Origin of the sequence: Amycolatopsis sp. NBC_00348 (genome assembly GCF_036114655.1) — a bacterium.
Classification (GTDB): Bacteria; Actinomycetota; Actinomycetes; order Mycobacteriales; family Pseudonocardiaceae; genus Amycolatopsis.
The window spans coordinates 9,936,554-9,950,989 of record NZ_CP107994.1 but is presented as its reverse complement, the minus strand read 5'-3'; the positions used below and the strand labels follow the sequence as shown (position 1 = coordinate 9,950,989).

13 protein-coding genes and 1 pseudogene are annotated in these 14,436 nt (G+C 70.2%); 4 read left to right on the top strand and 10 right to left on the bottom strand.

From position 1 onward, the window contains the following. Nucleotides 1–19: 19 nt before the first annotated feature. The 3 genes from OHS58_RS45020 to OHS58_RS45010 are packed head-to-tail and all read right to left on the bottom strand — an operon-like array spanning nucleotide 20 to nucleotide 1,972. Nucleotides 20–763: a ferredoxin reductase gene (locus tag OHS58_RS45020; protein WP_328646334.1), complete on the bottom strand. Its 744-nt coding sequence runs from the start codon at nucleotides 761–763 to the stop codon at nucleotides 20–22. Then, the gene (locus tag OHS58_RS45015) at nucleotides 733–1,332 is read right to left on the bottom strand and encodes a sulfite oxidase-like oxidoreductase (protein WP_328646333.1); all 600 of its coding nucleotides are present in this window, start codon (nucleotides 1,330–1,332) and stop codon (nucleotides 733–735) included. Before OHS58_RS45015 ends, OHS58_RS45020 begins: the two co-directional genes overlap by 31 nt. Before the next feature lie 28 nt (nucleotides 1,333–1,360). Continuing rightward, complete coding sequence (locus tag OHS58_RS45010; protein ID WP_328646332.1) at nucleotides 1,361–1,972, bottom strand: pentapeptide repeat-containing protein; 612 nt, start codon at nucleotides 1,970–1,972, stop codon at nucleotides 1,361–1,363. A gap of 43 nt (nucleotides 1,973–2,015) precedes the next feature. Here OHS58_RS45010 and OHS58_RS45005 point away from each other — a divergent pair, with 43 nt between their 5' ends. After that, complete coding sequence (locus OHS58_RS45005) at nucleotides 2,016–2,909, top strand: ornithine cyclodeaminase family protein (RefSeq protein ID WP_328646331.1); 894 nt, start codon at nucleotides 2,016–2,018, stop codon at nucleotides 2,907–2,909. Between the two features lie 161 nt (nucleotides 2,910–3,070). Here OHS58_RS45005 and OHS58_RS45000 read toward each other — a convergent pair. Next, nucleotides 3,071–3,938, bottom strand: a pseudogene (locus OHS58_RS45000) (IS5 family transposase). Between the two features lie 402 nt (nucleotides 3,939–4,340). Here OHS58_RS45000 and OHS58_RS44995 point away from each other — a divergent pair. Both OHS58_RS44995 and OHS58_RS44990 read left to right on the top strand, forming a co-directional pair. Beyond that, nucleotides 4,341–4,595 carry a hypothetical protein gene (locus tag OHS58_RS44995; RefSeq protein ID WP_247061574.1) on the top strand — a complete coding sequence of 85 codons (255 nt, stop codon included), beginning with the start codon at nucleotides 4,341–4,343 and terminating at the stop codon, nucleotides 4,593–4,595. Nucleotides 4,596–4,880: 285 nt separating this feature from the next. Then, nucleotides 4,881–5,708, top strand: a complete 828-nt coding sequence (locus OHS58_RS44990) for a hypothetical protein (RefSeq protein WP_328646330.1) — start codon at nucleotides 4,881–4,883, stop codon at nucleotides 5,706–5,708. A gap of 105 nt (nucleotides 5,709–5,813) precedes the next feature. Here OHS58_RS44990 and OHS58_RS44985 read toward each other — a convergent pair whose 3' ends face one another. From OHS58_RS44985 to OHS58_RS44960, 6 genes are all read right to left on the bottom strand, one after another. After that, nucleotides 5,814–6,380 carry a hypothetical protein gene (locus OHS58_RS44985; protein WP_328646329.1) on the bottom strand — a complete coding sequence of 189 codons (567 nt, stop codon included), beginning with the start codon at nucleotides 6,378–6,380 and terminating at the stop codon, nucleotides 5,814–5,816. After that, on the bottom strand, nucleotides 6,377–7,978 hold the full coding sequence (locus OHS58_RS44980; RefSeq protein WP_328646328.1) for a substrate-binding domain-containing protein: 1,602 nt from the start codon (nucleotides 7,976–7,978) through the stop codon (nucleotides 6,377–6,379). The genes OHS58_RS44985 and OHS58_RS44980 overlap by 4 nt, the downstream gene beginning before the upstream one ends. Next, nucleotides 7,975–9,090, bottom strand: a complete 1,116-nt coding sequence (locus tag OHS58_RS44975; protein ID WP_328646327.1) for a toxic anion resistance protein — start codon at nucleotides 9,088–9,090, stop codon at nucleotides 7,975–7,977. Before OHS58_RS44975 ends, OHS58_RS44980 begins: the two co-directional genes overlap by 4 nt. Nucleotide 9,091: 1 nt before the next feature. Beyond that, entirely contained in the window at nucleotides 9,092–10,159 is a 1,068-nt protein-coding gene (locus OHS58_RS44970) for a hypothetical protein (protein WP_328646326.1), read from the bottom strand. A 97-nt stretch (nucleotides 10,160–10,256) separates the two neighbouring features. Further along, on the bottom strand, nucleotides 10,257–11,750 hold the full coding sequence (locus OHS58_RS44965) for a carboxylesterase/lipase family protein (protein WP_328646325.1): 1,494 nt from the start codon (nucleotides 11,748–11,750) through the stop codon (nucleotides 10,257–10,259). After that, nucleotides 11,750–13,171 (bottom strand): ATP-binding protein, encoded by a 1,422-nt coding sequence (locus OHS58_RS44960; protein ID WP_326955586.1) that lies wholly within the window; start codon nucleotides 13,169–13,171, stop codon nucleotides 11,750–11,752. Before OHS58_RS44960 ends, OHS58_RS44965 begins: the two co-directional genes overlap by 1 nt. A gap of 44 nt (nucleotides 13,172–13,215) precedes the next feature. Here OHS58_RS44960 and OHS58_RS44955 point away from each other — a divergent pair, with 44 nt between their 5' ends. Then, nucleotides 13,216–14,433, top strand: a complete 1,218-nt coding sequence (locus OHS58_RS44955; RefSeq protein WP_328646324.1) for an RNA-guided endonuclease InsQ/TnpB family protein — start codon at nucleotides 13,216–13,218, stop codon at nucleotides 14,431–14,433. The last annotated feature ends 3 nt before the right edge of the window (nucleotides 14,434–14,436 follow it).

Sequence of the window (14,436 nt, the reverse complement as noted above, 5' to 3'; positions counted from 1 at the left end):
CGGCGTTCGCGCGGGGCGATCAGTCGCGGCTGGGACCGAAGCGTTCGGTGCGGATGCGGTGCGGGTCGTGGCCCAGCGCGACCAGGATGTCCGCGACTGTCTCGACGAAGCCCGTGGGGCCGCAGACGAAGGACGTCGCGCCGAACTCGGCGGGCCAGCCCGCGGTGTTGAGCGTCGCGACGTCGATGCGGCGCGGGATCCCCTCGCGGCCGTCGGGCAGCTCGCGCGTGTAGACGTACGTGACGTCCAAGCCCACGACCGGCTTTCGCAGTTCGTCGGCGTAGTACAGCTCGGCCGGGGTGCGCAGCGAGTAGATCAGCTTGAACGGCGTGCGGACGCCCGCCGCGCGCTGGGCGCGGACCATGGCCATCAACGGGACGATGCCCGAGCCGCCGGCGACCAGCAGGACCGGTTCGGGGTCGGCAGGCCGCCAGACGAACCAGCCGCCCACCGGGCCGCGGATCTCGACCGGGTCGCCGATCGCGTACGGGCCGGTGAGGTGTTCGGACACCTCCCCGTCGGGGACGCGCTGCACCGTCAGTTCGATCCGGTCACCGTCGGCGGGGGCGGCGAGTGAGTAGCTGCGCTGCGCGCGATAGCCGTCGGCGGCGGTCAGCCGGACGTCGACGTGCTGTCCCGCGAGGTGCCCCGGCCAGCCCGGCAGGTCGAAGACGAGCGTGCGGGCTGTGGAGGTTTCGTCGCGGAACCCGGACAAGCGGGCGACCCGCCAGGCTAGTCGCCCTGATACCGCTGTTCGCGCCATGGATCCCCGTAGTCGTGGTAGCCGACGTTCTCCCAGAAGCCCGGCTCGTCGCGGGTCTTGAGCTCCAGCCCGCGCACCCACTTCGCGGACTTCCAGAAGTACAGGTGCGGCACGAGCAGCCGCGCCGGGCCGCCGTGCTCGGGAGTCAGCGGCTTGCCGCCGTACTCGTAAACGATCCAGGCCTGGCCGTCGAGCAGGTCGGCCAGCGGCAGATTCGTGGTGTAGCCGCCGTAGGAGTGCACCAGCACGTAGTCGGCCGCGGTGTCGAGCCCGCCGACCAGCGTGTCCACCGGGACGCCCCGCCACCGGGTGTCCAGTTTGGACCACTGGGTGACGCAGTGGATGTCCACAGTGAACTTCTCGCTCGGCAGAGCCGTCAGCTCCGCCCAGCTCCAGGCGTGTTTCTCACCGGTCTCGGTGGTGACCGTGAACTCCCACGCCTCGGTGCGCACGCGCGGGGTCGGGCCCGCCGACAGCACCGGGAAGTCCTCGGCCAGGTACTGCCCGGGCGGCAGGCGCGGGTTGCCGCTGCGGGCACGGCCCCGGAACCCCGGTGTCACGACGCCCATCCGGCTCTCCCTCCTGCTGCCGAGCAGTCTAAGCCCGCACCTGAAGCCCGAGCGACGTGACGAGCACCGCAGCCTGTTCGGGTGAAACGATCGCCGCGTGCAGCTCGGCGTTCAGCGGGTCGAGCGCCGAGAGGTCGCTGCCCCGCAGGTCGGCGCGCGGCAGCTTGACGGCGTGCAGTGTCGCCCCGGACAGGTCGACGTCGGCGAACACCGCGTCGCCGCAGTTCGCCCCGGTGAGGTCGGCTTCCCGCATCCGCACGCCGTGGAAGGCGACCGACCGCAGGTCGGCGCCCACCAGCCCGGCGAACGACCAGTCGCCGCCGGTCACTCGCAGCGGCCGAAGCTCGCACTCGGTGAACGTGGTCCCGACGAGCTTGCAGCCGGTGAACTCGGCGTCGAAGAAGTTGCACCGCTTGAAGGCGCACCCGGTGAAGGCCGAGTCGGTGTGCCGCGACGAGTTGAAGCGCACGTTGCCGAACACACAATCGGTGAACGTCGAGTTCCGGACGACCGCCTCGGAGAGGTCGACCTCGTGGAACTCGCACCGCACGTAATGCCGCCCGGCGAGCTCTTCGCCGTACCAGTCGTCACGGGAGAAGCGCTGGTCCTCGACGGGTGGATCTTGCGTGGCATCGGACACTCGGCCAGGCTAGCGGCCACCGACGACGAGGGGGTGCCGAAGCATGCTGGACGCCGACGACGTCCGAGCGGCCGTGCCGATGCGAGCGGCGGTCGACGCGGTGCGGGAGGCGTTCCTCGACCTCGCCGCGGGCCACTTCGAGGTGCCGCAACGCCTGTCCTTCGACGGCGGAACGACGCTCGTCATGAGCGCCTGCCACACCCCCACCGGCCGGACGGCGGTGAAGACGCTCAGCCTCGTCGCCGGCCGCGTCCCGATGATCCTCGGGACGCTGGTGTGGAACACCACCGAGGGACAGCTGGTCGCCGACGCGATCGCGGTGACGACCTTGCGCACCGGCGCGGTGTCCGGCGTCGCCACCGACCTGCTGGCCCCGCCCGGGGCGAGCCGCCTGGCCGTGATCGGCACCGGCGCCCAGGCCGCGGACCAAGTCCGCGCGGTGGCGGCGGTCCGCCCACTCCGGCAGGTGACGGTCTTCGGACGTTCGCCGGTACGGGCCGCGGAGTTCGCCGACCGGTTGCGAGGCGAGTTCCCCGGCGTACGCGTGGCACCGAGCGTCGAGGACGCCGTGTCCGACGCGGAGATCGTTTGTTGTGCTACTTCGTCCGCCACTCCTCTCTTCGACGTCGACGCCTTGCCGGAGCGCGTCCACGTCAACGCGATCGGGTCGTACCTGCCGTCGATGCGGGAACTGCCCGCCGAGCTGCTCGCGACGGCTGATTGTGTTGTGGTGGACCAGATCGACGCCGTCCTGGAGGAGGCCGGCGAGGTGATCCACGCGGTGGACAGCGGGCTGGTTTCGCGGGATTCGCTGGTGGAGCTGGGGAACGCGCTTCGGGAACCTCCGGTGGTCGGCGGGCGGACCGTCTTCAAGTCCGTGGGGGTCGCGGTGCAGGACTGGGCCATCGCGCGGTTGCTCGGTGAAGCGGGTCGTTGAGCGCCGCCGCGCGGATGGGGCCTTTCGGGGTTGAGTGGGCGGTCGCGCGGGCGTGAACGACGGTTGCCTCGTTGACCGGCGTTCAAGTCGCCAGAACTAGGCGGACCGGTCGTGCTCCGTTCTTCGAGGGGCGATGTCAGGACTAGGAGCTGTCCTGTAAGTCATCGGAGCCAGAGCACGATCGCCGCGATGGTGAGTTCGGCCTGGTAGTAAGCAGCGCGTTTGGCATAGCGGGTCGCCAAGTCGCGGAACTGTTTGAGGCGGTTGAAGCAGCGTTCAACCACGTTGCGCTGCTTGTAGACCTCGGCATTGAAAGCTGGTGGTCGCCCGCCACGGGAGCCCTTGGCCGCTCGGCGGGCGATCTGGTCATCCCGCTCGGGGCTGACGAAGCTGATCCGCCGGTCCCGCATCGCGCGGCGGGTCGAGGGATGCGAATATGCCTTGTCCGCGATCACCGTCTCCGGCCGGCACCGCGGACGCCCTGACCCGATCCGGTCGACGCTGATGCCGTCCAGCAGCGGCAGCAACTGCGGATTGTCCCCGGCTTGGCCCGCGGTGAGCAGGAACCGCATGGGCAGGCCACGCCCGTCCACGGCCAGGTGGATTTGGTGCTCAGCCCGCCGCGGGACCGGCCGAGTCCTTCGCCGTCGACGGCGAGGGCTTCGATGTCGCCTGCGCATCCCCTTTTTTCCGGGCGCCAGCGGAGTGCTGGTGCGCCCGGACCACGCTGGAGTCGATCGAGATGATCCATTCGAGGTCGCCGACGGCGTCGTCTTTGACGATCACCCGGTCCAGGATCCGAGCCCAGGTGCCGTCCTTGGTCCACAACCGAAGCCGCTCATGCGCAGTCTTCCACGGACCGTAACGTTCGGGCAGGTCGCGCCACGGAGCACCGGTGCGCAGCTTCCACAGGATCGCGTTGATCACCTGACGGTGATCCCGCCACCGCCGCCCACCGCCTTGCTGAGGCGGCAGCAACGGCTCGATCACCGCCCACGCCTTCTCCGTCAACTCACCGCGACCAACCACGTTCGCAATCCAACCGGACCGCAGCTAGATCACTTACAGGACACTCCCTAGACCACTCCACGGCCGCTCGGCGAGGCTGATGGATGAGCGCGTGAAGGTGACGAGCCGCGTGAACGAGGATGGGCCTTTCGGGTATCGGTGGGCGGCCGCGGTGCACTGGCAGTGGATGGGCGTCTTGAGTCGCCGGTGAGGGTCGCCGGGCCTGCGGCAGAGGGCGTGCCTTGGCGGATTGAGGGTGCTAAAGGCGGATTCTGGCTCACTGAGCGTGCCAGTGGCCCAGCAGAGAGCAATAACAGCGGCCAAACGGCGCAATCTGGGGCTTGAAGCGTTTGACAGGTCACCCAATCCGGGAATTTCGGCGGCATGTCTCCTTGGCGAACCACCACTCGACGGAACACGGCCGTGCGGGTCATCACGGCGATCGGCGCGATCTTCGCGGGGATCGAAGTTCTTTACATGATCATGGTGCTCGCCGGCGCGAATGCCGGTAACTCCTTCTTCGTCTTCATCAAGTCGTTGGCCGTTCCTCTCGCGTTGTTCTGGCCGGGCCTGTTCCCGGTGAGCAACCCGAGCCTGGCCGTGATCCTCGACTTCGGTCTGGCCGCCGTGTTCTGGCTGGTCGTCACGGGCATCATCGCCCGCTTCGCCGGTCGGTGACGGGCGCTCGCCGCCCGCGCCTTCCACTGGACTGCCGCCTGCCGTCGCCGACCCCTCCGGTGACGGCAGGTGGCTCACCACACTGACAGCGCGCACCACACTGACAACGAAACGCGCACGACTGCCTGGCGCATGTGACGAAGCAGGCGCCAGGCACCGGCCGAAACCGTCCGGGCTGGTCACGAAGGCCCTTGTCGACGCGCAACCGACGGCAGGCACGCTCCCACCCCTTCGGGCGGCCACCCGCCATCCCCGCCGACCGCGTTCTTCGGCGACACTGGACGGATGACTGACGGCAGATGGTTCGACGGCTGGGCACCTTGGCCTGAGCTGGCCGGGCTGGCCGCGGTCGGGCGTTCACTGCTTCCGAACGTCCCGGTCACGCCGGCCGCCGTCGTGCGGGCCGTCACCGAGCAGCTCGTCGGGCGCCGGTTGACCACCAAGGTCGACGGCCGCGAAGTGGGCCTCACCCTCACCGAACTCCACTACCCGGCCGACAGCCTGCGCCTGGCCACCGGACGCGTCGGCGACGTGCGCATCGTCGCCGAGGACGTCGACTGGCCCGAGCCCGCGGACGAGACCGGCAAGCAGAGCAGCATCCTCCTCAAGCGGGTCACCGTGCTCGCCGAGGACGTCCGCCTCCGCTCGCTGCCCACGCCGGCCGCCATTCCCGCGCGGGTCGAGCTGCGGATCGCCGTGGCCGCGGACGTGCTGCGTGAACGGGTGGCGGCAGTCCGCCCCGGGATCGTCGCCGCGCCCGCCGAAAGCGGGCTGCTCCAGATCCACTGGGCCAAGCGGCCGCAGTGGGGCCACCTGACCCTGGAGGCCCAGGTGGCGGACGACGCCGTGGTGCTCGTGCCGCGGACCCTCCACATCGGACGCCGGCAGCTGAAACCACCGGCACGCTTCCGCCCCATCGTGCTTCCCCTGCCGGAACTCCCGCCCGGGATAAAGCTGACGAAGGTGGAGCCCCGGCAGGACGAACTCGTGCTCCACACCGTGGCGGAGGAATGGCCGGAACGGCTTTCCCGCATTCCGCTGACCGACCTGCTGAGCTGGCTGACCACCGCGGCCATGACCCTGACTCTGCCGAAACTCGGTACGCGTTCATAACTCTCCTTCATCGACGTGGGCCCTACGCCAATGAAGCTACTCGAACGCCCGTTCGAACACATCACTCACACGGGTACAACCGGGAAACCCTTGCACAGCAAGGAATCAAGCGTCCCGGTCGCGCAGATAGCGCGTGTGATCCGCCTGCCGGTCGACGTCCGCCGCGTAGAACCGCTCGGCGATCCGATGCGCCTCCGCTTCGAGCAAGTCGAGCTGGGCCACCAGTTCCGCAGCCGCACCGGCCCGCCGGGACGCGAACCAGCGCGGCAGGTTCAGGAAGGATTCCACCGACAGCGGCAGATCCGTCCGCACCAGCCGGACCACGGAGTGCCGCAGGTCCGGATCGGCCGACAGCCGCGCGGGCTGCGCGAGCAGGTCGGCCAGCACTTCGGCGATCCGCCGCACGGTATCCACAGTGGACTCAGGCATCCGCGACGCTTGGGAGGACACCGAAGAAATCAGCGTCTCCAAGGACACGCGCAGCTCCCCCGAAGCGTCGGGCAGCAGCCGGACCTTCTCCGGCGGCGCGAGCAGCGCGCCTGCCGCGTACAGCGCGACCACGACCACCGGCCACAGCCAGCCGATCACCCCGGCCAGGTACAGGCCCAGGCCGGCGAGCCCGCCGACGCAGCCGGCGAGGTTCTTGGTCGAGCCCAGGTAGCGCAGCATCATTGGTACCCGCGAATCTCCTGGAAGACGCCCGCGAGCTGGACCTTCCGCGCGTCGAACACCTTGCCGCCGGTCATCGTCGCGACCTGCGTCAGCTCGTCGCTCGACCCCTCGCCGAACAGCACCGTGAACACCGGCACCCCCTTCATCGCGGCCGGTAGCGAGCCGAACGACGCCTGGAAATCGGACAGGGACGAGCCGTTCGCGTTCTCCCCGTCGGTCATCAGGACGATCGAGGTGAACCGATCGGGATCGCGCGCCGCCAAGGGTTCCAGCACCCGGTAAGCCTCGGAGAGACTGTCGTAGATCGCCGTCCCGCCGCGAGCGGAGAGCCCTTCGGCGAACGCCTTGATCCGCGCCAGCTCGGCCGCCGGGTCCTGCTCCGGCACGACGAACGTCGAAGCCGGCGAAGGCCCCGAGTTGAACGGCAGCATCGTCACCTCCTCCCGGCTCCGGAACCGCCGGTACCGGCCGGTGAGCGAGTTGTCGGCGCCCGTCAGCCCGGCCAGCGCGGTGCGCAGCGAGTCGATCCGGTCGCCCTCCATCGAGCCGGACGTGTCGAGCACGTACAGCGTCCGCGACGGCCTGCGGATCTTGTCGAAGTACGCCTGGAGCAGGGCGTCCACCGCCTGCTGCGTCGCCGGGAACGGCAGCTCGACGAGGTCCCGCCGCGCGAACTGCGACCCCAGCGCGACCCCGGGCACGACCGGACGTCGCTGGGTCGTGTCCATGATCCGCTTCTGGACGTCCGGCGTGCGCAGGTAGTCGGAAAGCCGCTGGTGCGACGAGCGCGCGTCGGAACCGGCGTCCGCCAGCAGGGTCAAGGGATAGTCCGCGGTGACGACGCCGTCGCTCGGGTAGATCAGCTTCAGCGGTTCCGGCAGCTTCCCGGACGCGTTCGCCGAGAGCAGCACGGACTCGTAGTTGATCAGCCCGTCGACCTTCTGCCCGGGGTCCTGGCCGGTCGCGCGCCGCGTGTACGCGTCCGACAACCAGCCCGACGATCCGGCCGAAAGCGCCTGTGCGCTGAAGAACTGCGTCAGCTGCGGGGTCACCGCGGCGATCTGCCGGGCGTCGATCGCGGTGCCCGCGCCCGCGAGCGCCGACGCGACGCCGACCAGCGCCGAGAACCCGGAGTTCGACGCCGACGGGTCGGTCATCCCGTACGTGAACGCCTTCTTACCGGCCTGCGCGGCGATCTCGCCCCAGCCGACCGGCTTGCCGGTCCAGCCGAGCCGTTGCGCGGACGACGCCGACAGCCCCAGCACCACCGGCGAGCTCATGATCTTGACCTGGTTGCCGAGCCGCTTCGCCGCATCGGGAATCCCGGCCGGGTAACGGTTCGACGAGAACCACACGGCGTCGTACTTGCTGTCGGCACTGCCGTTCGCGAGCGACTCGGCTCCTTCCAGGGTGCCGGTGAAGGTGAACTTGACCTTGACGCCGGTGGCCTTCGCGGCCTCGTCGAGCACCGGCTGCATGTCCGCCAGCTCGCTGCCCGCGAGGATCCTGAGCGTGCCCGGCTCAGGGCCGTCGGACGCCGCGGAGGAGCAGCCGGCCAGCAACACCGCGCTCAGCGCCAGTAAAACGAGCTTCTTCATACTTCCCCCTCGTGCGAACGCCGCAGGTGGTCCTCGGCGCGGCGCAGCTCGCCGGTCAGTGACTCAACCGTGGTCGCCATGGTGCGGACGGCGTCCGCGCGGAAGCCGTCGATCGCGTCGATCGAGGCGTAGATCCGGTCGAACGACGCGCGGATGGTCTCGGTCGCGACGGCCGGGTCGCTGCTCGCCTTGCGGATCTCCGCGGACTGCGTTTCCAGCAGCTCGGAGTTGGCGCGGATCAGCCCGTCGGTGGTCGACTGCAGCGCCGCCACCTCGTCCAGGACGTCCCGCTGGCCCGCCAAGGCGGCCGAGACGAGCAGCGCGACGCGCAGGGCGGACACGGTCGTCGAGACCGCCCGCTCGACGCCGCGGATCAGCTCGTCGTTGGTGCGGCGCACCAGGTCCAGCGCGAGGTACCCCTGCGCGCTCACCGCGAGCTGGGTGAGCAGGTCCTGGTGCCGCTGGCGGATCGGGTAGAGGATGTCGCCGCGCAACGCCTGCGCCCGCGACGGGTCGGCGAACTCGAACACCGACGCCTGACGCTCGATGGCCGCGTCGACGGCTTCGGCGAACACCGATGCTTCGGCGAGCTTCTCCAGCACCTTCCACAGCCGTTCGCGCTCGCCCTTGATCGCGGCGTTGTCCCGCCGCAACCGGTCCTGTCGCGTCCGCAGGTCGACGACCAGCGCGTTCACCGGCTCGTTCGCCGCGTGGTAGCGATCGAGAGCCCGCTTCGCGGCACCAGCCATCGGGAACATCCCGAGCAGTTTCCGCCCGGTGATCGGCAGTTTCGCCGGGTCCAGCTCGGCGACGGTCCGGCGCAGCCCGGCGAGGCTCGTCGTGACGCCGTCCTGTGGAGAAGCGGAACCACGCAACGAGCGGTCCAGCATCGCGCCCGCGACGCCGGCCGCGGCCCGCATGTCGGCCTCGCCGACGGCCAGCAGCTCGTCGAGGACGTCGGTGAACTCCGGCGACCGGACGTCCAGGGCTTCCAAGCGGGTCGCGAAGACGTCGGCGCGCGCGGTGATCTCGGCGCGGGTGTCGGCCCCGAGCGTGACGAGCCCGGCGGCGCGCTCGGGGGAAACCGCGGTGACGGGCGTGAGTTCGTCCATGTCAGTACTGCTTGCCGACGGCGTCGAGCAGGCGCTCGAGGGTCTCGAACGACGGCGGCTCGACGGCGTCCACCAGGTCGGCGGGCGCGTGCGCCGGCGCGGCGACGTCCGCGAAGAGCTTCGGGTCGGTGGTGCGGAAGCCGAACGTCGCGGCCAGCTTGCCCAGCTCCGGGTCGGTCGCGAGCAGCTGACCGACCTTGTCGCCGTCGGCGGACAGCGGGACCAGCGTGTGCTTCGAGTAGACCGTCGGTGCCGTGTAGATCATCCGCATGTCCGGCCGGATCGAGCCGTCGCCGCGGACGACGCGGTCCACGAACTGCGACTCGTAGATCAACGCCAGCGGCGTCTTGCCCATGCCCGCGGACAGGTAGTCCTCGAACGGCCCTTCGGTGCTGTTCTGCGTGTATCCCTGGTCCAGGAACAGTTTCGACACCGACGGCAGCACCTTCGCCTCCTGCTCGGGCGAGCTGACGACGGTGTTTCCGTTGGCCACGAAGGAAACGATCGAGAGGTACATCGCCGCAGAGTTCGACTCACGCGGGTCGGTGGTCGTGACCAGGACGTTCTTGCGGGCCGGGTACGCGGTGTTGCCGGGCAGCTGGTCCCAGCGCGTGCCGGCCTCCGCGACGTCCAGGTACTTCGCAACGTCGAGGACGTCGTAGTCACCTGCGCCTTTGCGCACCACGCCGTTCGCGCGCAGCAACGCGACGATCGGCTCGAAGGTGGCGATCGCCATCGGCGACTGGAACGGCGTGTAGACGGTCGTGACCTTGCGGTCGCGCTGGATCTTCTGCGCCGCGGGCGAGGACGACGGGAACGCGAACGCGTACTTCCCGAGGTCGACGGTCGTCGCGAGCTGCCGCGACCCGGCCGTGTCGACCTCGACCTTCAGCCCGTGGTGCGCGAAGGCGTCGACGACGCGCTGGTCGGTGAAGAAGGCCTGCTTCTCCGACCCGATGACCCCGCGCACCGTCGCAAGACCCGGCCCGGAGCCGTTGCCCCAGACGATCACCGCCACGACCGCGAGCAGCAGCACCACGGCCAGTCCGATCGATACCCGGCGTTTCACGAGCCACTCCCCTCGACGGCCCGATGATTCAGGGCCTTCGACTCGTTTGACGCGCGAACGAGCCGGTTCGAAGTGAACAGCGGGTGAAGGAACGGTGTCAGGTCACCGGGAACCAGGTTCCGGACGCCCATTCCGTGTCGCCCCAGGCTTTTCGCTCTTCGGCGCGTGGGTCGAGCACCAGATCCGTGTCTTCCCGGAAAACCAGCACCGGCCGCAGCTCCGGGCCGTACGGTGGCCATTCGGGGCCGTCGGCGGACGCGACGCCGTCGTGCACGAACCGCACCCAGCAGCGGTGGATCAGGAACGCCGCGCGCTCGCGGGCCGGGTTCACTTCGGTCGCCTCCGCGAACAACGGCAGCGGCGTCTTCCACGCCATCGTCGTCTCCGTGCCGTGCCCGCCGTCGAGCTGCTCGGGTACGCCGGGCGCCGCGATGTCGATGCGGTAGCGGTAGACGGGCGCGTGCGCGGACTGCGCGTCGGCGAGGCGCTGGGTCGGGACGCCGTAGCGTTCGTCGCCCATCGCGGCGATCTTCGCGGCGTTGAGGTCGGGGACGCGACGGAGGTACGTCTCGAGGAGCTGCGAAGCGCCTTCGTCACCGAGGATCGCGGAGAGGACGTCGTCAGCCGGCGCTGTCGCGGCGTCGTCACCCAGCATCATCGCGTACGTGCTGCCTTCGTTGCTGTTGCAGCCGACGAGCAGCGGGACGCCGGCCGCGCTGCCGCGACGGATCGGCTCGATCGGGACCTCGGGCAGCACACGGGGGTGCAGCGTCGGGCGCCACAGCCACAGCGCCTGGAAGCCGCTGAGGATCCGTTCCTGCGCCTCGACGAACTCCTTGGCCGGCAACGCCCGCAGCGCTTCGACGTCGTGGCAGCCGACCTCGTCGAGCAGCCGCCGGGCCAGCGCGGTGCCGGTTTCCGGCGTCGCCACGTGGTCCGCGCCGCCGCTGCTGCTGATCGCCTGCGCGAACAACCCCGCGCCGAGCGGGCTGCCCATCAGGTTCCCGACGCTCTTCGCACCCGCCGAGACGCCGTAGACGGTGATCCGCGACGGGTCCCCGCCGAACGCGGAGATGTTGCGGCGCACCCACTTCAGGGCGGCGATCTGGTCGAGCAGGCCGCCCACCCCGGCGTCCGCCTCGGCCTCGCCGAAGACGCCGGCGAGGTGCAGGAAGCCGAGCGAGCCGAGCCGGTAGTTGATCGTGACGACGACGATCCCGGCGCGCGCGAACTCCTCGCCGTCGCCCAGCTGTTCGCCGTGGCCGACGCGGTAACCGCCGCCGTGCAGCCAGAACAGCACCGGGTACCCGCCCTCGGGCGCGGGCTCCTCCGGCGTGCAGACGTTGAGGTACAGGCAGTCCTCGTCGCAGACCGCCCGCGGGTTCATCGGGTCGGGCGACTGCATCGCGTGCGGCCCGTACTCCGCCGCGACGTGCACGCCACCCGAGAGCGAGGGCGGCTGCGGCGCCTTCCACCGCAGCTCGCCCACCGGCGGCCGGGCGTACGGGATCCCGCGCCACCTGCGGACGCCGTCACCCGCCAGCCCCACCAGCGCCCCGAGCTCGGTCGTGACCGTCGGGACCGAGGCCATCAGAGGGAGGCCTGCTCTTCGGTCGGGAGGCACACCTCGAACCGGGTGCTCCCTGGCTCGGACTCGACGCGCAGGTCGCCCTGGTGCCGCTCGACGACGATCTTCCACGAGATGTCGAGGCCCAGCCCGGTGCCCTCGCCGACCGCCTTGGTCGTGAAGAACGGCTCGAAGATCCGGCCCTTGATGTCTTCCGGGATGCCCGGGCCGGTGTCGCCGATCTCCACGCGGACCTGGTCGTTGACGCCCCAGGTGCGCAGCGTGAGCGTGCCTTCGCCGCCCATCGCACCCAGCGCGTTGTCGATGATGTTCGTCCACACCTGGTTGAGCTCGCCCGCGTACGCCGGGATCTTCGGCAGGTCGCGGTCGTACTCCTTGACGACGCGGACGCCGTCGCCGATCTTGCCGGCGAGCATCACGAGCGTGGAGTCGAGGCCGTCGTGGACGTCGACCCACTGGTGCGGCGAGCGGTCCATCTGCGAGTACTGCTTGGCCTTGCCGACCAGCGCGGAGATCCGGGTGGTCGAGTCCTCGATCTCGCCCATCAGCATCTCGGTCTCGAGCGCGTAGGCGAGCCAGCGGACGGCGCCGTCCATGAAGGTGTCGCCGACCTGCTCCAGGACGTTGTCCAGGTCGGTCGTGGTGAGCCCGGCCCGGACGTAGATGTCGGCGAGGTCCCAGCCGCCGTCGATGTCGTGGTCCTCGAACCAGTCGCTGATCTGGTCCTCGCGGTCGGACTGCTGCATCGCGCTCAGCTTCGGGGCCTGCGCGACCTGCTTGACGAGCTTTTCCTGGACGTCGATCAGCTGGTAGAGCAGCTCGGGATCGATGGTCTTCTTCGCCAGGAACGCCAGCTTGTGCCGCATCCCGGCGACGCGCTCGCGCAGCGCGGACGTCGCCCGCACGGCGGCCGCGGCCGGGTTGTTCAGCTCGTGCGTCAGGCCGGCCGACAGCTCGCCCAGCGCCAGGAGACGGCGGCGCGATCCGATCACGGTGTCGCTGTTGCGCCAGCCGAGGTACATGCCTTCGAGCAGGTGCGTCGCCATCGGGAACCACCGGCGGAACTCGACGGAGAACTCCCGCGAGGGCAGCGCCAGGAACGTGACGTCGGACAGCGCGCGCACCGAGGCACCGTAGCGGTGGTCGGTGTCCTGGTGCACGAAGAACTGCGTCGCGCCGAAGTAGACGCCACGCTGGTCGGACCGGTTGGTCTCGACCTCGGTGCCGCTGACGAGCCGCGTCATCCGGATCGCGCCGCTCAGCAGGACGTAGAAGCAGGTCGCTTCGTCGCCTTCGCGGATGACGACGGTGTCGCCCTCGTACTCCTCGAGCACGGCGTTGTCGGCGATCCAGTCGAGCTGGTCCTCGGAAAGGTGTTCGAACAGGAAGAGGCCGCGAAGCTCTTCCCGCGGCAATGCGCTCATTCCTTCACCCCTGTTTTGTCGGTGGCCGGGGCTACGTTTCCCGCATGTCCCGCTTTCGCTTGACGCCCACAGCCGAACAGGAGGCTCGGCTGCTGGTCCATTGCGCCCACGCGCGGTTCGTCTGGAACCTCGCCGTGGAGCAGCACTCCCATTGGCGGCCCGGGCGGCCGCTCCCTCCAGGCTACGTCGAGCAGGCCCGGCAGCTGACCGAGATCCGGGACGAACACGCGTGGTTGCGCGAGGGCTCGGTCACCGTCCAGCAGCAGGCGCTGCGCGACTTCGCCCAGGCTCTGCGCAGCTTCTTCGGAGGCACCCACGGCAAGCCGACTTGGCGCCGAGCGGCGGTCCACCAGGGATTCCGGCAGGTCGCCGTCCGGCCTGAGCACGTACGAAGGCTCAACCGGCGGCGCGCCGCCGTGTGGGTGCCCAAGGTGGGCTGGGTCCGGTTCCGCTGGTCGCGGCGCCCGTCCGGCGAACTCGAGTCCTACCGGATCACCCGCGACCGCGCCGGGCGGTGGCACCTCGCGTTCGCCGCTGTCCCCGCGCCCGTTCCGGCGCCGGGCGACGGCAGCGCGGTCGGGATCGATCGAGGCGTTGCCGTGTCGGCGGCACTGTCGACCGGAGAGCTCCTGCACTGCCCCGGGCTGTCCCGCGCCGAGCGGGCGAGAGCGTTGCGGCTGCGACGGCGGCTCGCCCGGGCCGCCCGCGGATCGAACCGGCGCGCCCGGCTGCTCCGGGCGATCGCGCGGCTGACCGCCAAGGAGTCCGCACGCCGGAAGGACTGGGCGGAAAAGCTGACGACGCGTGTCGCCCGCGAGTTCGACGTGATCCGGGTCGAAGACCTGCGCATCACGCACATGACACGATCGGCGAAGGGCACCGCCGCGGCGCCGGGACGGCGAGTGCGGCAGAAGTCGGGCCTGAACCGGGCGATCCTCGCCCAGGGGTGGGGTCTGGTGGTCTCGCGCCTGGAGAACAAAGCTCCGGGCCGGGTCGAAAAGGTCCCCGCCGCCTTCACGTCGCAACGTTGTTCCGCCTGCGGGCACGTGGCGTCCGAATCCCGCGAGAGCCAAGCGGTGTTCCGGTGCGTCGCCTGTGGGTGCAGCGGCAACGCGGACGTGAACGCGGCCAGGAACATCGCCGCCGGACGGGCGGTGACCGCGCGGGGAGGCGGGACAGTGGTCCGGCCGGTGAACCGTGAACCTCGGCGACCCGACCCGGCCGTGCCGGGCTCGCGCCGCCGGAACCCCCTGGTCGGATGACTG